The organism is Micromonospora sp. NPDC003816 (assembly GCF_042874705.1).
In the GTDB taxonomy this organism is placed as follows: Bacteria; Actinomycetota; Actinomycetes; order Mycobacteriales; family Micromonosporaceae; genus Micromonospora.
Genome location: NZ_JBIANP010000002.1, coordinates 400,940 through 423,927, shown reverse-complemented (window position 1 = coordinate 423,927; position 22,988 = coordinate 400,940). Strand labels below are relative to the sequence as shown.

Below are 22,988 nucleotides of genomic sequence, written 5' to 3'. Positions count from 1 at the left end.
GGCGACCCGCATGAAGTGGCGACAAGGCGAGGTATCAGGTGCCCGGCGGCGACGGTTGCAAGGAGATCATGGCCGTTCCGGGCCGCTTCGTGCTCACCGGCGCGATGACCCAGACGACGCACCCCGTCGCCCGGGCGGTCGCGGTCGCCACCCCGGCGCCGGACGACGGCACGCTGGTCTATCTGATCGAGGAGACGCCGCGCTCCGCCGCCGGCCTGGACTACCTGCGCGGACAGCCGTTCCCCGACGCCCTGGTGCTGGTGCCGTGGGACCTCGACCGCTGGGCCACCGGAGGGCAGCCGCTCCCGGACGACCCGGAGGGCCTCGGTGGCCTCGCCGACCTCTACCGCCTCCAGGTGCAGGTGCCGGTGGGCGAGGCGCGTGCACCGCAACTGGTGCCGGTCGACGCGCGCGGCCGGGAGGCGTCGTGGGACGACGCCACGACGGTACGGGTGCTGCCGTGGTCACACGTGGCCGGACGAGCGGCGCTGCGGGCCGCGTACGACCGGATCGTCGCCGACGAGGAGCCTGGCCGCCGACGCGTCGAGGCCCTGCTGGCCGACCTGGAGGAGATCCGGCGGGCGCTGCGGGTGAGCATCCCGCCCGGGAGCCTGGCCGCCGCGATCCACCTGGTCCGGTCCGGTAACGAGCCGGAGGGGGCGGCCCTGCTCCGAAAGGTGCTGCCCGTCGCCGTTGCCGACGTGCCGACGATGGTCGGCGGGTCAGCCCAGCCGATCGCCGCCGACGTGCTGCGTGCCACGCTGCGCGCCGCCCCGGAATCGGCAGCGCTGGTGTCCTACCGGGCACCGAACGGCGGGCCGGCGGTGGCCTGGCTGCTGCCGGACGGCGAGGACGTGCGGTGGGTCGGGGCGTCGGATTCGGACACCATGCCGATCGCCGTCCGGCTCACCGACGACTGGCGGATGGTGGCGCTGCGCGACGCGGCCACCACGGTGGTGCTGATCGACGCGGACCATCGGCCGGTCAGCGTGGACGTCGAGACCCCGCCCGTACCCGCCCCGCCCGCACCTGCCCTGTCCGGCGAGACTGCCGAAGAGTGGGCGGATCACCCGCCGGTCATCGAGCAGCGCTCCGCAGAGGTGGAGGCGCGCCTGGCCGAGATGCGGCGCACGTTCATCGAGACAGGCACCGAGCTCTGGGAGTTGCGCTCCGCATCGACTGCCATAGACCATGGCCGGGACGCCGAGGAACCGGCTGCCTCCTCCGGGACTGCCGACCTGGCCGCACGGGAGTGGGAGATCGCTGCCGAGGTCGATCGTCAGCGGACGCGAATCGCCGAGCTGACCAAGATCACTGAGCACGAGCCGATCGAGGAGACGCCGGACGGCATCCTGCACAGCCACGTCTGGGTGCGGCAGGCGGTGGAGGGGCGCGCCGGATACGTCCGAATCCCAGTGCGCGTCGACGAGGCGGGCGTGCGTAGCACCCATCCGGAGACAGGCGAGATCACCGGTGACCTTCGCCTGGTCGACGGTGAGTGGACGCCCCGCCTCCTAGGCGGCGCGCCCGGCTCGTCGCAGCGGCGGGTGGGTTCGTCGTCAGCTCGGCGGAGCGGGCCCGGATCATCGTCGGCGGCTAGGACGGCCGTGCCCGGTGCGACACCGAGTGCTCCCGCCATCGTGGTGCCTGCCGGTTACACCGAGCAGAACCTGCGGCGGACCTTGCCCGACCGGTATGTCGAGAGCCGGCGGCCGGACTGGGAGACGAGACCGCTCTGGGCCTCCGTACCGATTCCGCCGGAGCTTGCCTTCACCACCGGCCTGCAGCAGCGCGTGACCCGCCACGATGATCCGGGCGGTGTCCAGCCGGTGTTCGGCGGCACTGCGGGCATGGCGAACGGGCTGGTGGGCTTCGGAGTCGGCCGGTTGCACCGGATGCCCGCCGACGGCGAGATGGTCTATGCCGTCGTGGCGTCCGGCGGGATCGACGTGTGGGGAAGCCCGGCCACGGCGGCGGCACCGCGCACCGCACCCGACGTCCTGGGCCAGTTCACCGGGACCAGCGTCGTCGCCGGATGGCCGGTGTCGGTGGACCCGCACACCGGTCAGATCATCCTGGGCCAGGCGGCGGCGAACCCCAACCTGGCGGTGCACCGGGAAGGCTCACCCGCAGCCACGTTGACGGCTCTGGACGGTGAGCTCGCCGCCATGCTTACCCGCCTCGCGGGAAAGCATGACACGACGCTCACTCGCGGGGACGCGGTGTGGACGCCGAGCAGGGTGATCGAGGACTACGGGTTGCTGGAGGCGACGAACCCGGCCTACTGGGCGGAGCTGCGGCGTCTGGCCCGGCGTGACCAGGGTGCTCTGGGCAGCGGACGCGAGCAGCACCGTGCCTGGCAGAAGGCCAGCGACCTGCTCTTCCGGTACCTCAACGCCGGTTCCAACGGCATTCCCGCGGCCAGAACCGTCGTCACCGATCTGGCGGGGACGGGCTCCTCAGCCATGTTCGACGGAACGGGCTGGACGGTGGAGGTCGGGGAGTCGGACTCCATCGACGACCGGCTCGCGTTCTTTGCGCACGAGGGACTCCACGCTGAGCAGTATGCGCTGATGGGGCGGCTCGTCGCCGGTGCCAGCAACGACCCCGAGACGCTGGACCTGGTCACTGGGGTCCCCATTGCGCGTGAGGCGCTGTGGGCACGGCCACTCGACCGCGGCGATCCACGCTATTCGTTGGCGCTGCGCCTCTGGTGGCACCACCACTCAGAGCTGGATGGGCGCATCCATGACGTACGCCGGGACGCGGCGCTGCTGCGCAGACGGACCCATGCCCAGGTGGTCAAGGCCCTGGAGATCGGGCAGTTCAGCGCACCCGTACGCCATCTGCTGACAGCGCGGCTGGTCGGCCGGACGGCACACCACTTCGAACTGGGCATTCTGCTGGTCCGACTCGGGCTGGAAGGTCCGGCGTACCGTGCGGCTCTGGACTTCTCGACCGGCGGCTCGGTGCGGGACTGGCGGGAGGTCGCTGCTGCCGAGGTGCCGTCGCTCGCCGGCTATCAGGTCGAGAGAAACGAGGCCGGGAGCCACCTGTGGCCGGCGTCGGTCGGGCGGCAGGATTCGTCCTCGCGACTGGTGCACCACTCTCGCCCCACCGTCGTGGTGGAGTTGGGTCGAGCCGGGAACGCGCTGTCGCGTCTTGCCGACGTCGTGCCGCATCTGCCGGCGGACGCTCTGGTGGCGGTGGTGACCTCCGATCCACTGACGCCGACCCAGGCGGTGGAGCTGGCCTCGACAGTCGGTGAGGGACAGACGGTGGCTGTCTCCGTCTCGTCCGGTCCTCGGATCGATCCGGCCGATCCACTGTTCGACCACTTCGTGCCGTACTCGCGGTGGCACGCACAGTCGATGAGCCTCTTCGCCGACTACTTCACCGTGCACACCGAACCGCAACGGCCCTTGCTCCGACTCAACTACGCGCTGAAGCCGCTGTACAACGTCGGAGGCGGGGTCTTCATCCGGCAGGACCTGAGCGACTGGCAGATCAGGCCGGTGGGACAGACGCTCTGGGTGCGTGCCTCCGACGAGCCGGCCGGGGCGTTGCCGGTGCCGGCGGAGCCCGACAACGGAATGCCGAGGATCGTCGTCGGCGCTCCCGGTCGGGACACCCCGTGGGCGATCGTCCAGCTCGGGCTGCTGCTGGCCGAGCAGCTCACCGGTGTTCCGGACAGTCGCGGTATGCCGGACCTGGTGCAGATTCACCGGCCTGTCCTGGAGCCACCCGAGCTGCACGACCTGCCCCCTGTCGAGACCGCCGCTCCATTCACCCGGCAGCTCCTGGTCAGTGCCTTCGGTGAGCACGGCGTCGACGATCCGAGGCTCACCCACACGTCGAAGATCGAGGACTTCGACATCGACCCGTACGTGTTGACGGCTGCTCTGGTGGGTGCGGTGGACCCGGCACCGCAGGCGATGTCGGAGTCCCACCTGGTCGAGGTGTTGACCGGCCTGGCCGCCAGGCTCGGCGTGACCCGCGAGGAACTTCTTCCGGTGGGTTTTGTCACGGCGTTCGCTCACGGCATCGGTCATGTCACCGTGCCACGTCTGACCGTGGTGACGCGGGCGTTGCAGGCCCTGCCCGACCGGGGGAGGGAACAGCCGGACGAGAGCCGGATCCTGAACAGTTTCCGCAGCCTGGTGCCGGACGACAACGAGCGTAGTGCCAAGCACGAACTCTTGCGGCTGCTGGAGTGGCTCGGACATCCGGGCACGACCTGGCCCGCCGAGGGACTGTCCTCCGAGTACCTACAGCAGGTGGTCGGCAGGGACAGGAGCTGGACCGACCAGGTGCTGTCGCAGCGGACGCCGGACGGCAGTGGGGTCTGGTGGTTGGGGCCGGTGGTGCAGCGGCACCTCGTCGCTCCCGTCGAGGACACCCTCGTGCTCGCGTACGCGGCTGGTGCTGATCTTCTGCCGGTGGGGATGCCGGTCCCCGGGGGTGCCGCCCTGCTGATGCGGGTGGGCCAACTGGTGCGGCGACAGCTACCGGAGGAGGAGTGGGGCACTCCGGTGCTGCTGGTCCCGGTGATCTCTGCCCCGGCCGACAGCGATCGGCTGCGGGCCGAGTTGACAGAGACGGAGAACCGGCTCAGCCTCGGGGTGACGATGGCCGATCCGGTCGTTGTCGCCGTGGAGGACGATGCGGTCGCCGACCCGATGGACCTCGACGAGAGCGTGGTCGGGTCGGCGATGGGGCAGCAGCCCGAGGACGCCGGTCGGGTGCGCCTGGCCACGATGCGGGAGCATCTCACCAGGTGGGCGGAGCATCTGGTGCGCCTGCGTGCGGACGGTGCCGGCGCTGACACGTCGACGGAGGTGGCGCGGGCCCAGTCGGAGATCGACCGGTTGCGGGAGCGCATCACCGAGCTGACCGAGGTCGTGGCGTACGGTCCGGTCACGGCGACGGGGCGGGGCCTTGTCGGTCGCGTCTCCGTGCGGCAGTGGATGGAGGGCCGCTTCCAGCGGGTCGAGATCCCGGTGTTCATCGACGATGCCGGGGTGCACGGTCTGCACCCGGAGACCAGCGAGCTGACGGTCGACCTTCGCCTGGTCAACGGCGAGTGGATGCCCCGGGTGCTGGGCGGCGCGCCCGGCTCGTCGTCGTCACGGCGGGGCGGCTCCGGGTCGTCCTCAGCGCGGCGGGGGGGCTCCGGGTCGTCCTCGGCGGGGACGGCTGCGGCCGCCTCGGCACCGAGCGTTCCCGCCATCGTGGTGCCTCCGGGGTACACCGAGAAACAACTACGGCGGAACTGGCCCGACTGGTTTGCCAAGAGCCGGCGGCCGGGCTGGGAGACGGAGACGCTCTGGGCCTCCGTGCCGATCCCGCCGGAGCTTGCCTTCACCACCGGTCTGCAGCAGCGCGTGCACGACGGCCCGGACGGCGTCATGCCGGTGTTCGACGGTCTTGCGGGCATGGCCAACGGGCTGGTGGGCTTCGGGGTCGACCGGTTGCACCGGATGCCCGCCGACGGCGAGATGGTGTACGCGGTCGTGGCGCGCGGTGGTATCGACGTGTGGGGGAGCCCAGCCACGAAAGCGGCGCCACCGACGGCCCCCGACGTCCTGGGGCAGTTCCCCGGGAGCACCGTCGTCGCCGGGTGGCTGGTCTCGGTGGACCCGGACACCGGTGAGGTCACCTTGCACAAGGTGGCGGAGAACCCCAACTTCTCGGTACGCCGCAAGGACGACCACTTCCAGCGGGTCACCCCACCGGACCCGGTTGACCTGGATGATGCGCTCGTCGCCATGCTCGCTGCGATGCTCGCCGACCCGGCCGGAAATCGTGGCACGACGCTCGTTCGCGGCGTCGAGGTCTGGCAACCGCGCAAGGCCGCCGATGAGTACGGTTCGCTGTGGGCGAGGGACCCGGCCCTGTGGGCGGAACTCCGAGTTCGGGCACGGAAGGAGTACCGCACCCTGGGCGGCGGGGACCGGCAGCGCCGCGCCTGGCAGGAGAAGACCGACCTGATCTTCCGGCACGTCCGGCGGGGGGCCGACGTCGACCTCACTCCGGCCAGATCCATCATCACCGACGTGTCGGATGAGCACCATGCGGCCAGGTTCGACGGCACGACCTGGGAGTTGGAGGTCGGGCAGTCGGATTCGGTCGACTACATGCTGGAGGGTCTCGCGCACGAGGGGGTCCATGCCGAGCAGTACACGTTGATGGGCCGGCTCGTCGCGGGTGCCACCAACGACCGTGAGGCCATGGACCGGGTGACCCGCGCCGGGCACGTGCAGGACGCCCTGTGGGCACAGCCACTGCGTCTCGACGACGAGCGCTATCCATTGGCACTGAACCTGTGGTGGAACCACTACACGAGAATCGATCTAGACCACAGCAACCTGCACATCAGGGCAGAGGAGCTGTCTTTCCGCAATGCGGCGCAGGTGCTCAAGGTCAGAGGGATCGAGCAGTTCAGTCCGCCCGTACGTCAACTGCTGGAAGCGCGGATGATCGGCCGGGCGGCCCGTGACTTCGACACCGGCGCCATGATGTTCCGGCTCGGTCTGGAAGGTGCGGCGTACCGCGCAGGCCTGGAGTTCTCGACCGGCGGTTCGGTGCGGGACTGGCAGAAGGTCTCTGCCGCGAAGGTGCCGTCGCTCTCCAGGTACCGGGCCGAGACGAGCGAGGCCGGGACCCACCTGTGGCGGGCGTCGGCCGAGCGGCAGGACTTCTCCCCGCGGCTGGTGCACCGCTCTCGCCCGACGGTGGTGGTGGAGCTGGGGCGGGCCGAGAACGCACTGTCACGTCTTGCCGACATCGTGCCCAGACTGCCGGCGAACGCCCTGGTGGAGGTGGTGACCACCGATCCACCGACGCCGACTCAGGCGGTGGAGCTGGCATCGGCGGTCGGCGCGGGACAGGTGCTGGCCGTCTCCGCCTCGGCCGGCCTCCGGATCGACCCGGCCGATGAGCTGTTCGACCACTTCGTCCCGTACTCGCGGTGGCATGCCCAGTCGATGAGTCTCTTCGCCGACTACTTCACCGTGCACCCGGAACCGCAATGGCCCGATTTCCACCTCACCAACACCCTTGCGTCGCTGATCAATCTCGGGGGCGGCCTCTTCACGCGGACAAACCAGGTGGACTGGCAGATCAGGCCGGTGGGGCAGACGCTCTGGGTGCACACCACCGACGTGCCCTCGACCGCGCTGCCGGCGCCGGTGGAGCCCGGTCTCGGCATGCCGAGGATCGTGGTCGGTGCGCCCGACCAGGACACCCCATGGACGATCGTCCAGCTCGGACTGTTGCTGGCCGAGCGGCTCACCGGCATCCCGGACAGTCGGGGTGACCTGGGCCTGGTACAGGTCCATCGGCCCGTCCTCGACCCCCCCGAGTGGGACGATCTGCCCCCTGGTGAGACTGCGGCACCGTGGACCAGGCAGCTCCTGACCAGCGCCTTCGGTGAGGACGCCGTCCACGATTCGCAGCTTGAGCACACATCGGGCGTGGGCGACTTCGACATCGACCCCTTCATGCTGACCGCCGCTCTGGTGGGAGCGGTGGAACCGGCACCGGAAGCGCTCTCGGAGTTCCAACTCGTTGAGGTACTCAACGGCCTGGCCGCCACGCTCGGCATCACTCGTGAGGAACTGCTCCCGGTGGGCTTCGCCACGGCGTACGCCTTCGGCATCGGTCACGTCACCGTGCCACGCCTGGCCCTGGTGACGCGGGCTCTGCTGGCCCTGACCGACTATCGGCCCGACCTCGATTTCGGCGACGGATACGAGTCGAACGCGCCCAGGGACACCGGTGAGCCGATCAGAAGCTGGCTCCTCACCGATTTCCGCCGGCTGGTCCCGCAGGACGACGAGCGTCACGCCAAGCAGGAACTCGCCCGACTCCTGGAGTGGCTTGCCCAGCCGGACACGACCTGGCCGTCCGACGGACTGACCTCCGAGTACGTGCAGCAGGTCCTCGGACAGGACCGGAGCTGGATCGACGGGTCGTTGGCGCGGCGCACCAGGGACGGCAGAGGTGTCTGGTGGCTGGGGCCGGTGGCGCAGCGGCACCTCGTCGCGCCGGTCGAGGGCACTCACGTGCTCGCCTACCAGGCGGACGCCGATCTTCTTCCGGTGGGCTTGCCGGTCCCCGGTGGCGCGGCGCTGCTGGCGCGGGTGGGCCAACGGTTGCGGCGGGACCTACCCGAGGGCGAGCGGGGCAAGCCGGTGCCGGTGCTGCTGGTGCCGGTGACGAGCGGGCCAGTCGAGAACCACTGGCTGCGGTCGGACCTGACGGACTTCGAGAACCGGCTGGCTCTCGGGGTGACGATGGCCGAGCCGGTCGTCCTGATGTCGAGCGACGACGTCGACGCGGCACTCGCGCAGATGAGCCTGGACGAGGTAGCGGCCACGATGGGGCAGCCTTCCGGTTGGCCGGCCTCTGACGAATCGATCGACCCCGAGAGCCCGCTCTGGTGGACCGGCAGTCCGGTGGATCCCGTTGAGGAGCCGGTGTCGATCGGCGGAGCCACGCAGGAGTCCCAGTCATCCCCGCCGCCCGTTCCCATCGGTACGAACGGGGTCGAGGACGAGCTGGTCGTGACCCGGGCGCAGGCACGGCTGGCCAGTTGGGCGGTGCCGGACCGGCTCGTCGAGCTGCGGCGGTTGGCCGACGAGGGCCGTCCGGGCGCTGGCGACGCGCTGGCCGCCGTCGAGGCGTACCGGAGCGCGTTGGCGCGGGCCGAGAAGGGATCGCTGAACGAGGCCGGAGAGGTGGCTACCGCCTACCGGAGCATGCACGACCGGTTGGCGGCGTTGAACCTGGCGCATCTCGCTCCGCCGACCTCGCCGACCGAGACGGACGTCGCGCCTGGCGTACCGGTGCCGGCGGCCACCTTCCCGGTGGAGCTGACTCCCCCTGCCGCACCGGCCCGGCCCCGACTCGCCGATCTGATGGCGGATCCGCAGGAGGTGCGGTGGGCCGAGCGCGTGGGGGTTCCGGCTGCCCAGGCCGCCCGACTGCTGACCGACGGACGCCTGCGGTTCGACCCGACCGAGGTCGACCGACTGTCCACCGCTCTGCGATTCGACGAGGACGAGGTCCGTGACCTGGTCGATCTGGTCGAGGTGCTCGGCATGGTGCCGCTCGACCTGCCCGCCAGGTCTCGGGCCATGGGGCTCGCCGGGCTGGGGCCACTCTTCGGTGTGATCCAGGAGTTGGCGGTGTCACCCGACGACGTCGCTGCGATCGGCGACGTGCTGGTGCGGGCTGCGGCGGGCTCCCGGGACGTCGAGCCCGACGAGGGGACCTGGGCCGACCGGTTGCGGTCGGAACTTGCCGACGCCGGGGTACGCACCAACAGCGATCTCGTGTGGTTCATGCGGTTGTCCCGGCGGCTGGAGTTGGCGCCCGCCGACCGGACGAGGTTGGGGGAACTGCGAGAGCTCGGGGTGTCCCTGGAACTGCTGCACGAGTTGCCCGACGAACACGTGCGGGCGGCGCTGGAGGGCCGGCGCCTGGCCGCGACGGGTGTGGCCACCTTGGCCGCTGCCGCCGGCCTGGGCGGTCCCGTCGCGTTGGAGGCGGCGGCCGAGCGGCTGGACGTATCTCCGATCGACCTGGCGGTGGCGCTCGGCGGCCAGCTCCGGGAGGCTGCGGGCGGGGTGCCGCCCACCGGCGCGAGGGACCAACTGCGGCTCCAGGGGCAGCAGGTGGCGGACCGGCTGTTGGACCGGTTCGAACCGGGCGGGCCCACGCTGAGCGACTGGGTGCGGTGGAGCGCCCGACTGGGCTTCCCGGTGGACCAGCTCCGCCCGCTGGCCTCCGCCCCGGTCATGTCCGGGCTGATCTGGGAGGCGCTCGGGGACGTGCCGAGGGGGCGGGTAGCCGACGCGCTGGTGCCGGTGTTCCCCGCGACGGCCGCGTCGGAACGACTTGCCGCAGCGCTGGCCCGGCAGCGGAGTGCGGCGGTACCTCGTCCGGGTGAGCTGGCCGCCTGGGCGGCCCGGCTCGGCGTTCCCGGCCCGTACCTGCGTCGGGTCCTGGTGCGGTCAGACGTCGACGGAAGTGACGTGGTCGCGTTGGCCGACCATCTCGGACTCTCCCCTGACCAGGCGGCGGCCCTGGTCCGGCTGACCGAGGTGACCGGCCGGGTGCCGGGCGACGCGCTGGCTCTCGCCTACAGACTGGGTCTGCCGCACTTCCCCTATCTGCTGATCTGGCTGGCCGCGTACTGGGAGACCGACCCGCGCCGGTTGATGCCACTGCGTCCGCTGTTCGCGAGGATCAAGGAGCTGCCTCCGGACAAGCGACCCGATCCACGGCAGGTGGAGGAACTGGTTCGCACGTGGGCGGCATCGCATGCTCAGGACGAGGCTCTGCCCCGTTCGGCCCCGGACGACCTGGACTTCGACCTGTCGAACATCCCCGTCACCAGCGCCGACTTCGCCGACTTTCCGGACATCTCACACTTTACGCCGGCCTTTCCGGAATTTGGGGACCTCCCTCCGCGGCAGGTTCCGAGCGCGGACGCCAGCAGCGCGAGAAGCGTGCAGGGTGACCGACCGGCCGGTGCGCCCGTGGCCGACTCCGATAGTGACTCGACATCGGGATCAGAGAGCCTCCCGAGCATCTACCGGGGCTCTCTGCCCGGCAACTCGTCGGTGCGGAGCCCTTGGGGAGAGCGGAGGGCAACGGCAGAGCAGCGCGGATTGCTCGCCGCGCTGGACCACGGCAACGGATCGATTCTGATCGACTCCGATGACACCGCCCCGGACCGCCGGGATGTCGCTGCGCTGCTCTGGTTCGCGAGCAATGGCGTGGGCCCGGATGGAGTCGGGCTGCGGGTGGTGAGTCCGCTTCGCCAGAAACGGATGGCGGCCATCACCGAGCGGTACGAGGCGCTGCAGCGGTGGCAGGGCGTCCCCGGTCAGGCAATGACTGAGTTGTGGCGAGACGCCGACTTTGTCGCCAAAGATCCTGACCTGGGGTACCTGATCGGCCGGGTGGCGGTGGTCGCTGCGGCGGCCAGAGCGGCCGTTTCCGCCGTGATACTCGAGACCACCGCCTCGAACCGAGGCGAGGCCGTCCGCGCCGCCAGCCGTGCCGTCGATGCGTTGATCGATGGTGTGCGGTGGTGGACACAGCACCGAGCTGGCCGGTCGATACCTCCGGTCGATGCCGAGACGGTGGCGTCCGGAGACATCCCCGCGCTCTTGGCTGCCCTGCGCCGAGAAGCAGGGCGGAGCCCGGCGTCACGAGATGACGACCTCGGCCCGATGGTGGCCGAACTTCGTGGACTACTCGACACGCTGAATGGTGCGGACTTGCCCCGGGACACCTACCAGGTGCTGACCGGGCTCCTGCACACCGTGGTGGCGCAGATCGCCCGCATGGTCGTGGCAGCCGCCGCCGACAAGCCGGCAGCGACGACGCTGGCCGCGTACGGCCTGGTGGCCCAGACGATCGGAAGCGTTCGCAACGTCGCCCTCGCGCTGGCGGACTGGGACCGGCTGGCCGGTGGCCTGACGGCGGTGCAGGTGAGCGGGGCCGCAGCCGGCGTCGTAACGAGGGCCGAGAGCACTCGGGACACCTGGGACCAGGACGGGGACGTCCTGCTCACGTCATGGTGGTCGGAGCGGATCGGTGTGTCCAGGGAGGAGATCGAACGGAACTTTCACCACCGCCCCTGGCTGGATCACTCAGCGGTTCTCGAGATGGCCGACGAGTTGCGGCTGGATCCGGATCTCGTCTACAAGCACGCCGTCTGGCATGAACACCTCTCCCGCCGGATTCCGGGTCTGATCACACGGTGGAATCCGCGCCACGCGAGCCGGACAGCGTACAAGTTGGCGGACGAACTGCAGGTGCCGGTGCGGCTGCTGGAGCCGTTGATGGGCGGGCAACCGCCGGCCAGGACGCGTGAACTCCGCCGCTCATTGGACCAACTGTCCGGCGTCCCGCAGGCGTTCAGCGAGCACTCGGCTCGGCGGCTCGCCTTCCTGACCGACCTCGGGGCCGGCCTGCCCCAGACCATCGATCCGGATCAACTCCGTGTTCTGGGCGAGCAGTGGCTCACCGAGGTCCTGGCAATCGACCCGGCCGACCTGGAGATCCTCGACCGCTACTGGTTCGACCGGCTGTACTCGGTGGTGGAACTGCTGCGTGAGCACTACGAGGAGCGCGAGCCCAGCGGCGGCTGGAGCGAACACGACATCGAACGGCTGGCTGACGACCTGGGTCTCAGCAACCTGTTGGTGACGGGATTCAGCGTACGGATCGGCCGCGTGCCGAAAGAGCTGGCAGGCCAGGCAGACGGAACGACCACGCTACTCGTGGCCAGCCGGCTCGGGGTGGACCCGCGCGACCTGGCGCCGCTCCACGGCGTGATGGAATCCTCCGTCGACGTCGATGGACCGCGGCACCTCACGGTGGATGCTCTGGTGGCCGAGCTTCGCCGCACCGGCCGGGCTCCCACTCCGCGGCCGTCCCTCGCCAGTCGGCTGTTGCGTCTCGGTGTCGAGGCCAAGCGCCTCCCGCCCTCCCTCGGCGAGGTGACACGAGACGCCGGTATGTCCGTCGACGAACTGGTCGAGACGGCTGAACTGGCCGGCAACGTCGACCTTCGGACGGTGTCGGAGTTCGTCAGATTCGCGTTCGGCGGCGACCCCGGGAAGGCCGGTCCGAGCCGTTCGCCGGGCACCGGCGGTACGGCCACCTCCCGTGCTGATCTGTCGCCTCAGGTCGTGGCCGGTCAGCTGCGCGACTGGATCGGCCGACTCCACGACGAGTTCCAGGTCGAGCGGCACGACATGCCGACGGTGTTGCGGACCGCCAACCAAGGGCGGTGGACCTCGGCGACACTGACGACGCTGCCGGCCGACACGGCCGACCGGGCGCTCAGGGCCCTGTCGAGCTTCTCCATCGAGAAAGTGGTCCGCGAACTCCACGACGTCTCCTACGACGAGGCCGACTTCGCGCAGATGCTCGACCGACTCGTTTCGGTGGTGAACGGAGCGGTCGACGCACGCATCGACGAACTACTGCCGCTCTGGCCGGAGGTGGGCGAAACCCCTCCCATGCACCTGGAGCTGATGCTGCCGGCGACCGAGCCGGCGCAGTCGCCAGCGGCCTCCCCTGGGGCGTCGACAGGCTATCGGGCGCTGCGTCTGTGGGAGTACTCGCGCGTTGAGGACCTGGAGCAGGTGGCGGACGAACTACGTCGACTGCGGCAGGCGGGTCACCGATCCGTGCCCGCTTTCCTGTCCACCGGCACCGGGGGCGACTCCCGGGGAGAGGTCTGGATCAGCGAACTGGACCCGCACCCGCTGTTGGTCGGCGCCCTGATCGCCGTGAACAGTCTGCCCGGCGGGCTGGCGGGGTATCCCGATCTCCTGGCGTACCTGGGCTACGAGGTCTCTCCGTACGACGTGAAGCGTGTGGACCGCCGAGTCAGCTGGGTCCGACCGTTGCGCCCAGAGGCGTTCGAGCCGTTGCCGGCCGGAGCGGCTCGGACCATGGTGATGACGGCGGCCGTCTGGCACCGACGACAGTCACCACAGCCTGATCCGGTGGCCCGACTGGAACCATCGACGACCTGGCTGCTCGGCGATTCCGAGCCCGGCCCCGGCCCGGCAGCGGCCTACCGGCTCGGCCCGCAGGATGTGGGAATCGGGGCGGGCAGCCTGCTCCGGTCGATCCTCGACGGCGCCCGTGCACAGGGCGTCGACCTTCCCGCCGGCGTACGCGACGAGGCGACGCTGATCGCGCGCGCGGTGCAGACCGTGCACGGCGATCCGCATCGGTTCGTGCTCCGCAGCATCGGCACGGTCCTCAGCGCCGACCTCGACGAACGGACGATGGTCCGACTCGCCGAAGTGCTCTGGCCCACCGAGCAGATCGGCCCGCGACGGGAGCTGCTGCGCTCCCGGATCGCGCTTGCCGCCGACTACGACGACCCGCGCCTCAACCGCCTCCTCGCCCTCTCGCCACCGCCGACCGGCACCGGCCCGGAATGGATCGTGCGCCGCGCGACGACGAGAGAGAGCACCCGGACCCGCGAGGTGTCCCGTCTCCTGCAGGATGTGATCCGTGATCCGCGGCTCTGGGACTCGACGCTGCGCGAAGAAGTCGTCGCGGTCCTCGCTGTCGCACTCGGCGTCGACCTGGTGGTCGTGGAGGACGACACTGCTCGTACCTATCCGGGTGGAGGCTCGACCCTCTATCTGCACCGGGTCGAGCGGGATCGTTTCCAGCCCTATCTTCCGGCCAGCGTTGCCGGCGGAGCGGTCGACCTGGGGGCCGCGCAGGGAATATTCGGCCACTACGGCCCCGCCTCGGACGTGGTACGCCTTCCCGTCGTCCTGGCCGGTGCCGGTGGCCAGCAACAAGGTGGCCTGACCGCGCGCCTCCGCAGCGAGGAGCTGATCGGTCTCTGGGCGAGGCGACAAACCGGCCCCGTGGGCCCCGTGGTGTTGGTCATGGGCGGAGCAGCTCAGCAGGTCGGTGCAGGCGATACGCTCGCCGCCCGATTCCGTGACCGACTCGGCCAGGGCGTCATCGCCAGTGCGGACGACATCGTGCTCGACACCGACGGGCGGGTGTCCGCGGTCGCGCTCCGCCACCTGCCCGACGGCACAGTCGACCTGGACAGTCCGGAGCGAAGCGAGTTCCGGTACTTCCCTCCCGACGGCGGCGCTCCCGTTCCGCTCGGCGACGACCTGGTCTCAGGGGCGGCGTCGGTCGGCCTACGGCTCGTGGTGGACCTTCCGCCGGCCGAGGACACACCGACCGTCCTGGCCGTCCGGCCCGCCCCGGCAGCCGAGGTCGAGGCACTGGGGCCCCGCCTGTTCACGGACGGTGAAGGCGTCTTCCACATCGGTCGGCACGCCACACCGCCGGACGGGTGGCTGCCGCTTGGTGACGCCAGCCCGTACCTTGCCCTCCGCTGGCTGCGGAACGACGGGTCGGCGCGCGTGCCCGACGCAGCCGTCGAGCAACGGGATCTCCAGACCGTCGCGTCGGACGCCGTCGGACTCCGACTGGGTCAACGGTCGGTACGTGATCTGCCGCACCAGATGGCTTCGGCGCTCACGGAGCGGCCCAGGGGCGGAGTGCGGATGCACCGGCGGCTCCCCGCAGTGTTCTCTGGGGACGAGGTCGTCTTCGTCAGCCGGGCGGGTTGGGCACATGCCGCCACCGTGCGACCCAACGGCGAGTTGCTGGTCTACCGGCCCACGCATGACGACGTCTCGGTCGAGCGGATGTCCCATGCCCGGTTCGTCGACGAGTCCGGCCCCGGGTGGTACCTGGTCCGCAGTCGGCTCCGCAGTGACTGGACTCCGGTGTATCCCGCCGACCGCCCGGCGGTTCCGACCGACTCGGGGTGGTCTGCGCGGCCGCCGGATGTGCTACCCACCCTGGTGCTGGAGATCGAGCAGGAGCCCTGGAATGAGGAGGTGCGCGGGGCCGACACCCGTGGCGCCGAGGTGCGGCTGAATCCGCTGTGGATGCCCCTGGCCGAGTTCACCCCGGAGGTGTGGGCGGGACGACCGGGGCACAAGTGGCTGTACCTGGTGCTGGAGCGTCGGGCGTACACCGGCGGGTCGGAGCCGGAGGTCCCCACCGAACGCCCCGACGACCTGTTGGTCTTCGTCGGCTCGGAAGCGGCCTCCGAGGCGCTCTCCGATAGTCAGTTCAACGACCTGCTGGCGTCGATCCGGCAGGTGGATCCGGACATCACGCCGGGACTGGTCAGAGACATGGTCGACGGTCCCGGGCATCCTTCGCTGGGGGTGCGGTTCACTGCGGCGTCGCCGGGGCAGGGGACCGCAGTGGTGACGTCGGCAGGTGTCGCGGGCGAACTCCGCAGAGTCCCGGCAAACGGGACCTGGGAGATGAACGACTCCTCCGGTAGGTACATGCGAGGAGAACAGCGCTCGGCCGACGCGACACAACGATGGATGCGGGTCGCCGCGCAACTCGTCGCAGATCAGGTGGGCGAGCCGGTCCTACCGCGGACGGTGCGGCTGGACGGCGGGATGACGGCGAGCATGAGCCGTCAGCAGATCCACTCCGGACTGTATTTCGCGCATCCCGACGACACCCAGGACACCGTCGCAGCGGTGCGGCGGATGCCTGCGTACGCCGGCTTCAAGTCCGTGTACGCCACCCTGGATCCGCGAACGCTCGAAGTGGTGACGAGGGCGGGACGGTTCGGTCCGAGGAATTTCAACAGCCAGATCGACCACGTCGAGGTGGAGACCCACACGAAGCTGTTGCTGGTGCTGTTCCTACCCGCCGATGCGGACGGGTCGGCGTCGGAGCGCGAGGCGGTGGTGCGGTTCGCAGGGCAGCTCCACGAGGTCCGCTCCAGCGACATCGTGACCAACTACGGGGTTGCCCGAATTCTGCCTGACTTCGACGATGTGCAGTTGGGGATCCTGGCGACGGATGATCGCGGTGCACCGGTGGTGGCGCCGGATGGCTTTTTCGTATTGCTCAGCTCGGGTATGCACGCCAGTGAGTTGGGACCGTCGGCGTCCATGTCCATGGAAGCGCTCGGTTCCTACCCGGATGCCTACGGTGGTGGGGAAACGGGTCAGCAGTACCCGGTTCCGTTCAGCGCACCTGGCATCGAGCCGCCGCCGGGCGCCGACTACGACCGGGGTGTGCTGGTGGTGGGCGACCTGGCCAGGTGGCGGGAGCGGCCGGAGGCCGGCGCGGTGGTGGAGGCTGCGCGAGTGTCGGCCCGACCGATCGTCGTCGCCGAGGTCGGCGCTGTCCCCGCTGCACGGGCTGCCGAGATGGCCACTTTCGCCGAGACGATGCAGCGGTTCGTGCAGTGGCGCCTTCGGCCCCTGGTGGTCACGACCGCGATTGTCGCCGAGCTGAGGGTGGAGGCGACGCTTCACCACGTACCGGTGGTGTTCGCAGAGACCTCCGGCGATGGCACGCGGTGGCACGCGGTCGACTCGGACGGCGTGGTCCGGTGGTCCACGTCAGTGTTCACGCCGGCACTCTTCGTGGCGGCCGGTGAATCCACGTCCGGGCCGGCGGTCGCGTCGCGGCCTGCCGATGTCGGTCAGGTGCGCCTGGCGGAGATGCGGGAGCATCTGGCCAGATGGGAGGGGCATCTGGGGTGGTTGCAGGCGGACGATCGGAGCGGTCGCGCGGGCGGGTCGGCGGATCGGCTCCAGGCTGAGTCGGAGATCGGCCGGTTGACGGCGCGTATCACCGAGTTGAGCGCGATCACCGCCCACTACCCGGTTGAGGAGACCGAACGAGGTCTGATGAGCTACATCAGGGTTCGTCGGCAGCCGGGTGGTGATCGGGGGTTCGACGAATATCGGGTGCTGATCGACGACTACTCGGGGGTGCGGAGCATCCACCCGGAGACGGGCGAGGTGACCGCTTCCTTCTGGTTGTCGAACGGCCAGTGGATGCCCCGCCTTCTGGGTGGCTCGCCCGATTCGACGGTGGTGCAGGACGTCCGGCGGACGCCGCCCATCCCGCCACCGGTTCCCGCCAGCAGGAACGGGGTCGAGGACGAGCTGGTCGTGACCCGGGCGCAGGCGCGGCTGGCCAGTTGGGCGGTGCCGGACCGGCTCGTCGAGCTGCGGCGGTTGGCCGACGAGGGCCGTCCGGGTGCCGTCGAGGCGTTGGCCGACCTGGAGAAGTACCGGGAGGTTCTGGCGCAGACCACCGCACCGAACCGGCAACAGCCCGGCAACGCGCGGCGGAACGTCGCTGCGGTGGCGACCGCCTATCGCGTCGTGCACGACCGGCTGACGGCGTTGGCCTCGGCGCTGGACCTGCCGCATCTGGCACCGCCCGGCCCACCGGCGGTCTCCGTCGACGACAGCGTCGTGCCGGTGCACGCGGTGCCGGTGCCGGCCTTCCCGGTGCAGCTGGTGCCACCCGGGTCCAAGGCGGCAAAGGAGGCATCCGGCTCCAAGACGGCACCCGGGTCCCCAAAGCCACCCGCGATCGCCGACCTGGTGGCCGACCCGGCGACGCGGGCGTGGCTGACCTCGAACACCATCCCACCCCACCAGGTCGCGCGACTGGTGACCGGTGGACGTCTGCGTTTCGACCCGGGACAGGTCGACCAGGTGGTGCGGATGTTGGGCGGGGAGGGAGACGCCCGGGAACTGGTCGCGCTGACCGAGGTCCTCGGCGCGGTGCTGCTGGACCTGCGGGAACGGTCCGAGGCTGCGGGGCTCGCCGGGCCCGGTCCGCTGTTCGGTGTGGTCCGTGAACTCGCGGTGTCCCCCGCAGACGTGGCAGCGCTCGGCGATGTGCTGGCCCGGGTCGCGGACGGCTCGTCAAAGTTCGAACCGGACAAGGGCAGCTGGGTCGACCGGCTCCGGACGGCACTGGCCGACGCCGGTGTCCGCACCGACAGCGACCTGGTGTGGCTGATGCGGCTGACCCGCCGGATGGACCTGGCCCCCGCCGACCGCAGGTGGTTGGGCGAGCTGCGCGACCTCGGGGTACCGCTGGAACTGCTGCACGAACTGCCCGACGAGTACGTCCGGGCGGCGCTGGACGGCCGGCGTCGGGCCGACACCGGTCTGGCGGCGCTGGCCGCCGATGCCGGCTTCGCCGGCCCGGCCGCGTTGGAGGCGGCGGCCGAGCGACTCGGCGTACCCCCGGTCGACCTGGCCCTGGCCCTCGGCGACCGGCTGCGGGCGGCCGTGTCCGATGCTCCACCGCTGTCCGACGCGGGGCCGGACGGCCTCCGGAAGCAGGGGCAGCGGGTCGCCGATCGCCTCCTGGCCCAGGTCGCGTCGACCGGACCCGGACTCGACCGCTGGGTGCGCTGGAGTGCGCGGCTCGGATTCCCGGTGGACCGGCTCCGCCCGCTGGCCGAGATTCCGATGCTCGAAGGTCTCATCTGGGAGGCCCTGGGTGACGTGCACGGGGGCCGGGTCGCCGAGGTGCTCGTGCCGTTGGTGCCGGAGGCGGCGGCCCCGGCGCCGATCGCTGCTCGGCACGTCGCCGTGCCCACCCCGGAGGAGTTGGCCGCGTGGTCGCAAAGACTCGGTGTGCCCGACTACTACCTGCGGCGGGTGCTGGTCATGCCCGGCGTCGACGGGCGAGCGCTGCCGGCGATGGCCGACCGCCTCGCGTTGCCCCCAGAGCAAGCCGCCGCACTGGTCCGGCTGGTCGAGGTCACCGGTCGGGTGTCGGCTGACGACCTGCTCATGTTCGCCTACCGGCTGGGCATGCCAGCGGGTCCCTATCTGCTGGTCTGGCTCGCCAGCTACTGGGAGATCCATCCGCGCAGGCTGATGCCGCTGCGTCCGCTGTTCGCACGGATCGCGGAGCTGCCCACTCGGAGTCGACCGTCGATGCAGGAGATCGAGGAGCTGGTCGGTCGCTGGGCGGACCCGGGCCGCGCGGGCGCGGGGTATCACGCAGAGCCCGCCGCCGACCTCACGGACGGACTGCTGCTCGACCGGCACGACACCTTCGACGACGACCAGTTCCGGATGTGGCCCACTGCCGAGGAAACGGCGGCGAGCGTCCGCGCCCCTCAGCCTGCCCCCCAGAGGGACAGTGGTCGCGACGACGACTCGGACCGAAGCTCGGCGTCGGAGTCGCACCGCTCACACAGCCTCTTGTCCATCCCGGACGATGACGAGCAACAGGCACAGCACACGAGCCTGGCCGCGCTCGTCTACAGCGGTCGCTCGACCTGGACCAGGGCGGACGGTGCCGGCCGGAGCCGCCGGAACGCCTCGGCACTGTTCTGGGCAGCCGGTCTCGGATCAGGCCCGGAGGGAGCCGGACTGGAGGTCCTGGACCGCCTCCGGACGTTCGTGCCGACGGCGGTCCGCGATCGGCGCGACAGGCTGCGTCGGTGGGCGGAGATCAGTTCCGTCGAGGCCGAGGAACTGTGGCAGGACACCGAGAAGGTCGCCGCCGACCCCGACCTGGGAACGCTGACCCGGCAGGCGGCGATCGTCGCCTCGGCGGCGACCGCAGCGGTACCCGCGCTGACCCGCGACATCACCTCACCCGACGTGACGGAGGTGGTTCGGGGAGCCGTCCAGGCTGCCGACGCCGTGGTCGACGCCGTACGTGCCTGGACCGATCGGCACGCCGACCGGCCGATACCGTCGGCCGGAGACGATCCGGCCCGGCCGGTGCGCGTTCCCGACCTGCTGCGGTCGCTGCCAGCGGGCGAGAGGCGGGCCTCGGCGCAGGCCGGTCGTGACGACCTGGCCGCGATGTTGACCGGGGTACGCACGCTGCTCCACACGTTGACCCGGACGACCGAGGCGGGCAGCGTCTATCGGACGGCTGCCATGGTGATCGAGGCGGCCGCCACGCACATCGCCCGTCTGGTGGTGGGGGCGGGCACACCCGCTCGGCCCGGGACGGCGTTGATCGCGAACGCGGTCGCCGCCCAGGCGATCGAGGCCGCTCAGCGGCTCACCGCGACCGTGGCGGCCTGGGACCGGCTGGCCGGTGGCCTGTCCGCAGCCGAACTCGCCGCAGCCGTGACCGACGGTCAGGCAGAGGCCCGGAACAGAACGGAGACCGACGACCAGAGCGCGGACGTCATCCTGGCCCCGTCGTGGGCGAAGCTCATCGACGTACCCGAGTCCGAGATCGAGGAGGACCGCTACCTCCGCCCCTGGTTGGATCACCTGGCGATCGTGGCGACGGCCGGCAGACTCAAGGTCCCGCCCGGCGTGGTCTACGAGTACGCCCGACGCAACGGGTACCACTCCGAGCGCGCATCTGGTCTGCGGGCGACCTGGAGCCTGGGACCGCCGCACGAGGACCTCTACCGCCTGGCGAACGATCTGTCGGTGCCGGTGCGGTTGCTGTCGCCGCTGCGGGCCCTGCTGAGTGCGAGGGCGGGCACCGCACCCGACCTGGAGCAGGTGAGGGATTCCCTGCTGCGGGTACAACTGCCGGACCGGATCGCGAAGTGGCCCCGGCGCCGGCTCGCTTTCCTGGCCGACGTCGGCCTGCGGACCACCCAGGCCACGCGCCCCGGCGAACTCGAGGATTGGCCGCACCGGTGGGTGGCCGACATCCTCGGCCTGGACCCGGAGGATCTGGACGGCGCCGACGGGGTCTCCCTCCGGTCGCTTCTCGAACTCGTCGATCTGGTGCGTCGCGAGTACGCCGTCCGCGAACCCGACGGAAACTGGGCACGGCACGACCTCGAATCGCTGGCCGACGCGCTGGGCCTCAGCAGCTACCTGGTCACCGGCCACAGCGTCCGGATGGGCCGAGTGCCGATGGAACTGGCGGACAAAATGTACGGCGCGTACCTGTTCCTGCTCGCCACCGCGCTCCGGATGGACTCTCGGGAGGTGACGAAACAGTTCGGGACGGTACTCACCGAGGTGATGGATCGGGCACTGCCCCGGCAGGTCGTGGTGGAACGGGCGCTCGCGCGAATCCGGGCGAAGGGGAAGGCCCCGGCGCCGAGGGAGAGCCTCACCGGCAAACTGCTCCGGATCGGTGTGGCCTCGAACGACCGCGTACCGCGACACCTGGGACTCCTCGCACAACAGGCCGGCGTCTCCGCGACGGAACTGGTCGAGACGGCCTACCAGGCAGGTGAGGTCGACCTCTGGCTGACCGCCGACGCCATCGGACTGGCGGTCGGCTCCCGTCCCGTACCCCAGGGCGGCCCGGAGGCCGAGGCGCCCGTCCGCACCGTGGACCCCGCGGCGCTGCCACGCATGGTCAACGAGTGGGTCGACTGGCTCGGCGGGATCGCCTGGACGTCCACACGCCTCCACCCTCCGTTGACCGCGCAGGCGCGGCGGGTCGGCTGGACGTTCGACGAGCTGTCGGCGCTGCCCGGAGACGAGCGGAAGAAGGTCCTTGCGGCCCTCGCGGCGTCCGCCTCGGAGGCGGGGCTCAACCGCGTCTACCACAACACCGTCTTCTGGTACGGCCGCAACGTCGAGAAGCTCCTCCCTGTGCTGACCACATTCGTCGCCGATGTCGCCGGTGCCCGCCTCGAACTCCCGATGCCCCGGTGGGCCGAGCCCGATTCACGGTTTCGCGTCAACGTTCACGTGCCGCACTCGGTCGACGCTGACTTCGCGACGTTCGCAGCGGTCGAGACCCGGCGGGAATGGATCCTCACGAACGACCCGGCCACCTGGGAGGAGATGGAGCGGGGCCTGCGTGAGCTCCGACAGGACGGAACACGTGTCGCTGCCGCGACCGTCTCCCTCGCTGCCTCCCCCGATCCGGCCACACGGATCGCGGAACTGGACCTGACGCCGCTGACCGTCAGCGCGTTGATCGCGGTGATCGCCCTCCCGGGCGGCCTCACGATGCACCCCGAACTGCTGGGATACCTGGGGTACGAGGTCGACCCGTATGACTCGACGCGACTGGATCGTCGGGTCAGCCGACCCGAGCGGCTGCGCGTCGACCCGTTCCTGCCCATCGAACATCCGCCGGCCCGGGCGGCCGTCATGGCGGCGGCGATCGTACGCCAGCGGAAGCCCGCACCCCTGGTCGTGGCCGACCGCCCGAGTACGACCACCACCTGGTTCCTGGACGACGGGGATCCCGCCCGCGTCGGGGCCGACGAGCACCACCTGGTGCCGCACGACGTGGGTGACGCACCCGGCAGCCTGGTCCGGGCCGTCCTCGACGGCGCCCGCGCCCAGGGGCTGCGGCTGCCGTCGCAGGTGCGCGACGAGGACGGCCTGATCCGGCACGCGCGGCAGGCGGTCCAGGACGACCCGACCAGGTTCCCGTTGCGGACCATCGGTGACCTGGTCGCCGGAGATCTCGACGATCAGGCACTCCTCGGCCTGGCGCAGGCGCTGCCGATCAGGGTCGAGTCACTAGATGACCTGGCGACCCTGCGGTGGACGATCATGACAATGATCAGCGAGGGCAATCCGCGCCTGCGCAGACTTCTCGGCACCGCCGTCGCTTCGCCGAGCCGGGGCGCGGCATGGACACTGAGTCGCGTCGGCGCTGGCGGTGCCACCGCTGCCAGCCATGTCGCACACCTGTTGCCG

Annotated in this window: 1 protein-coding gene (cut by a window edge); it reads left to right on the top strand. The window is 70.7% G+C overall.

The window, feature by feature from the left end:
- Positions 1-68: 68 nt before the first annotated feature.
- Positions 69-22,988 carry the 5' portion of a hypothetical protein gene (locus tag ACFYTT_RS08105; RefSeq protein WP_387258105.1) on the top strand. It continues 12,408 nt past the right edge of the window, so only the first 22,920 of its 35,328 coding nucleotides appear in the window; it begins with the start codon at positions 69-71; the stop codon falls past the right edge of the window.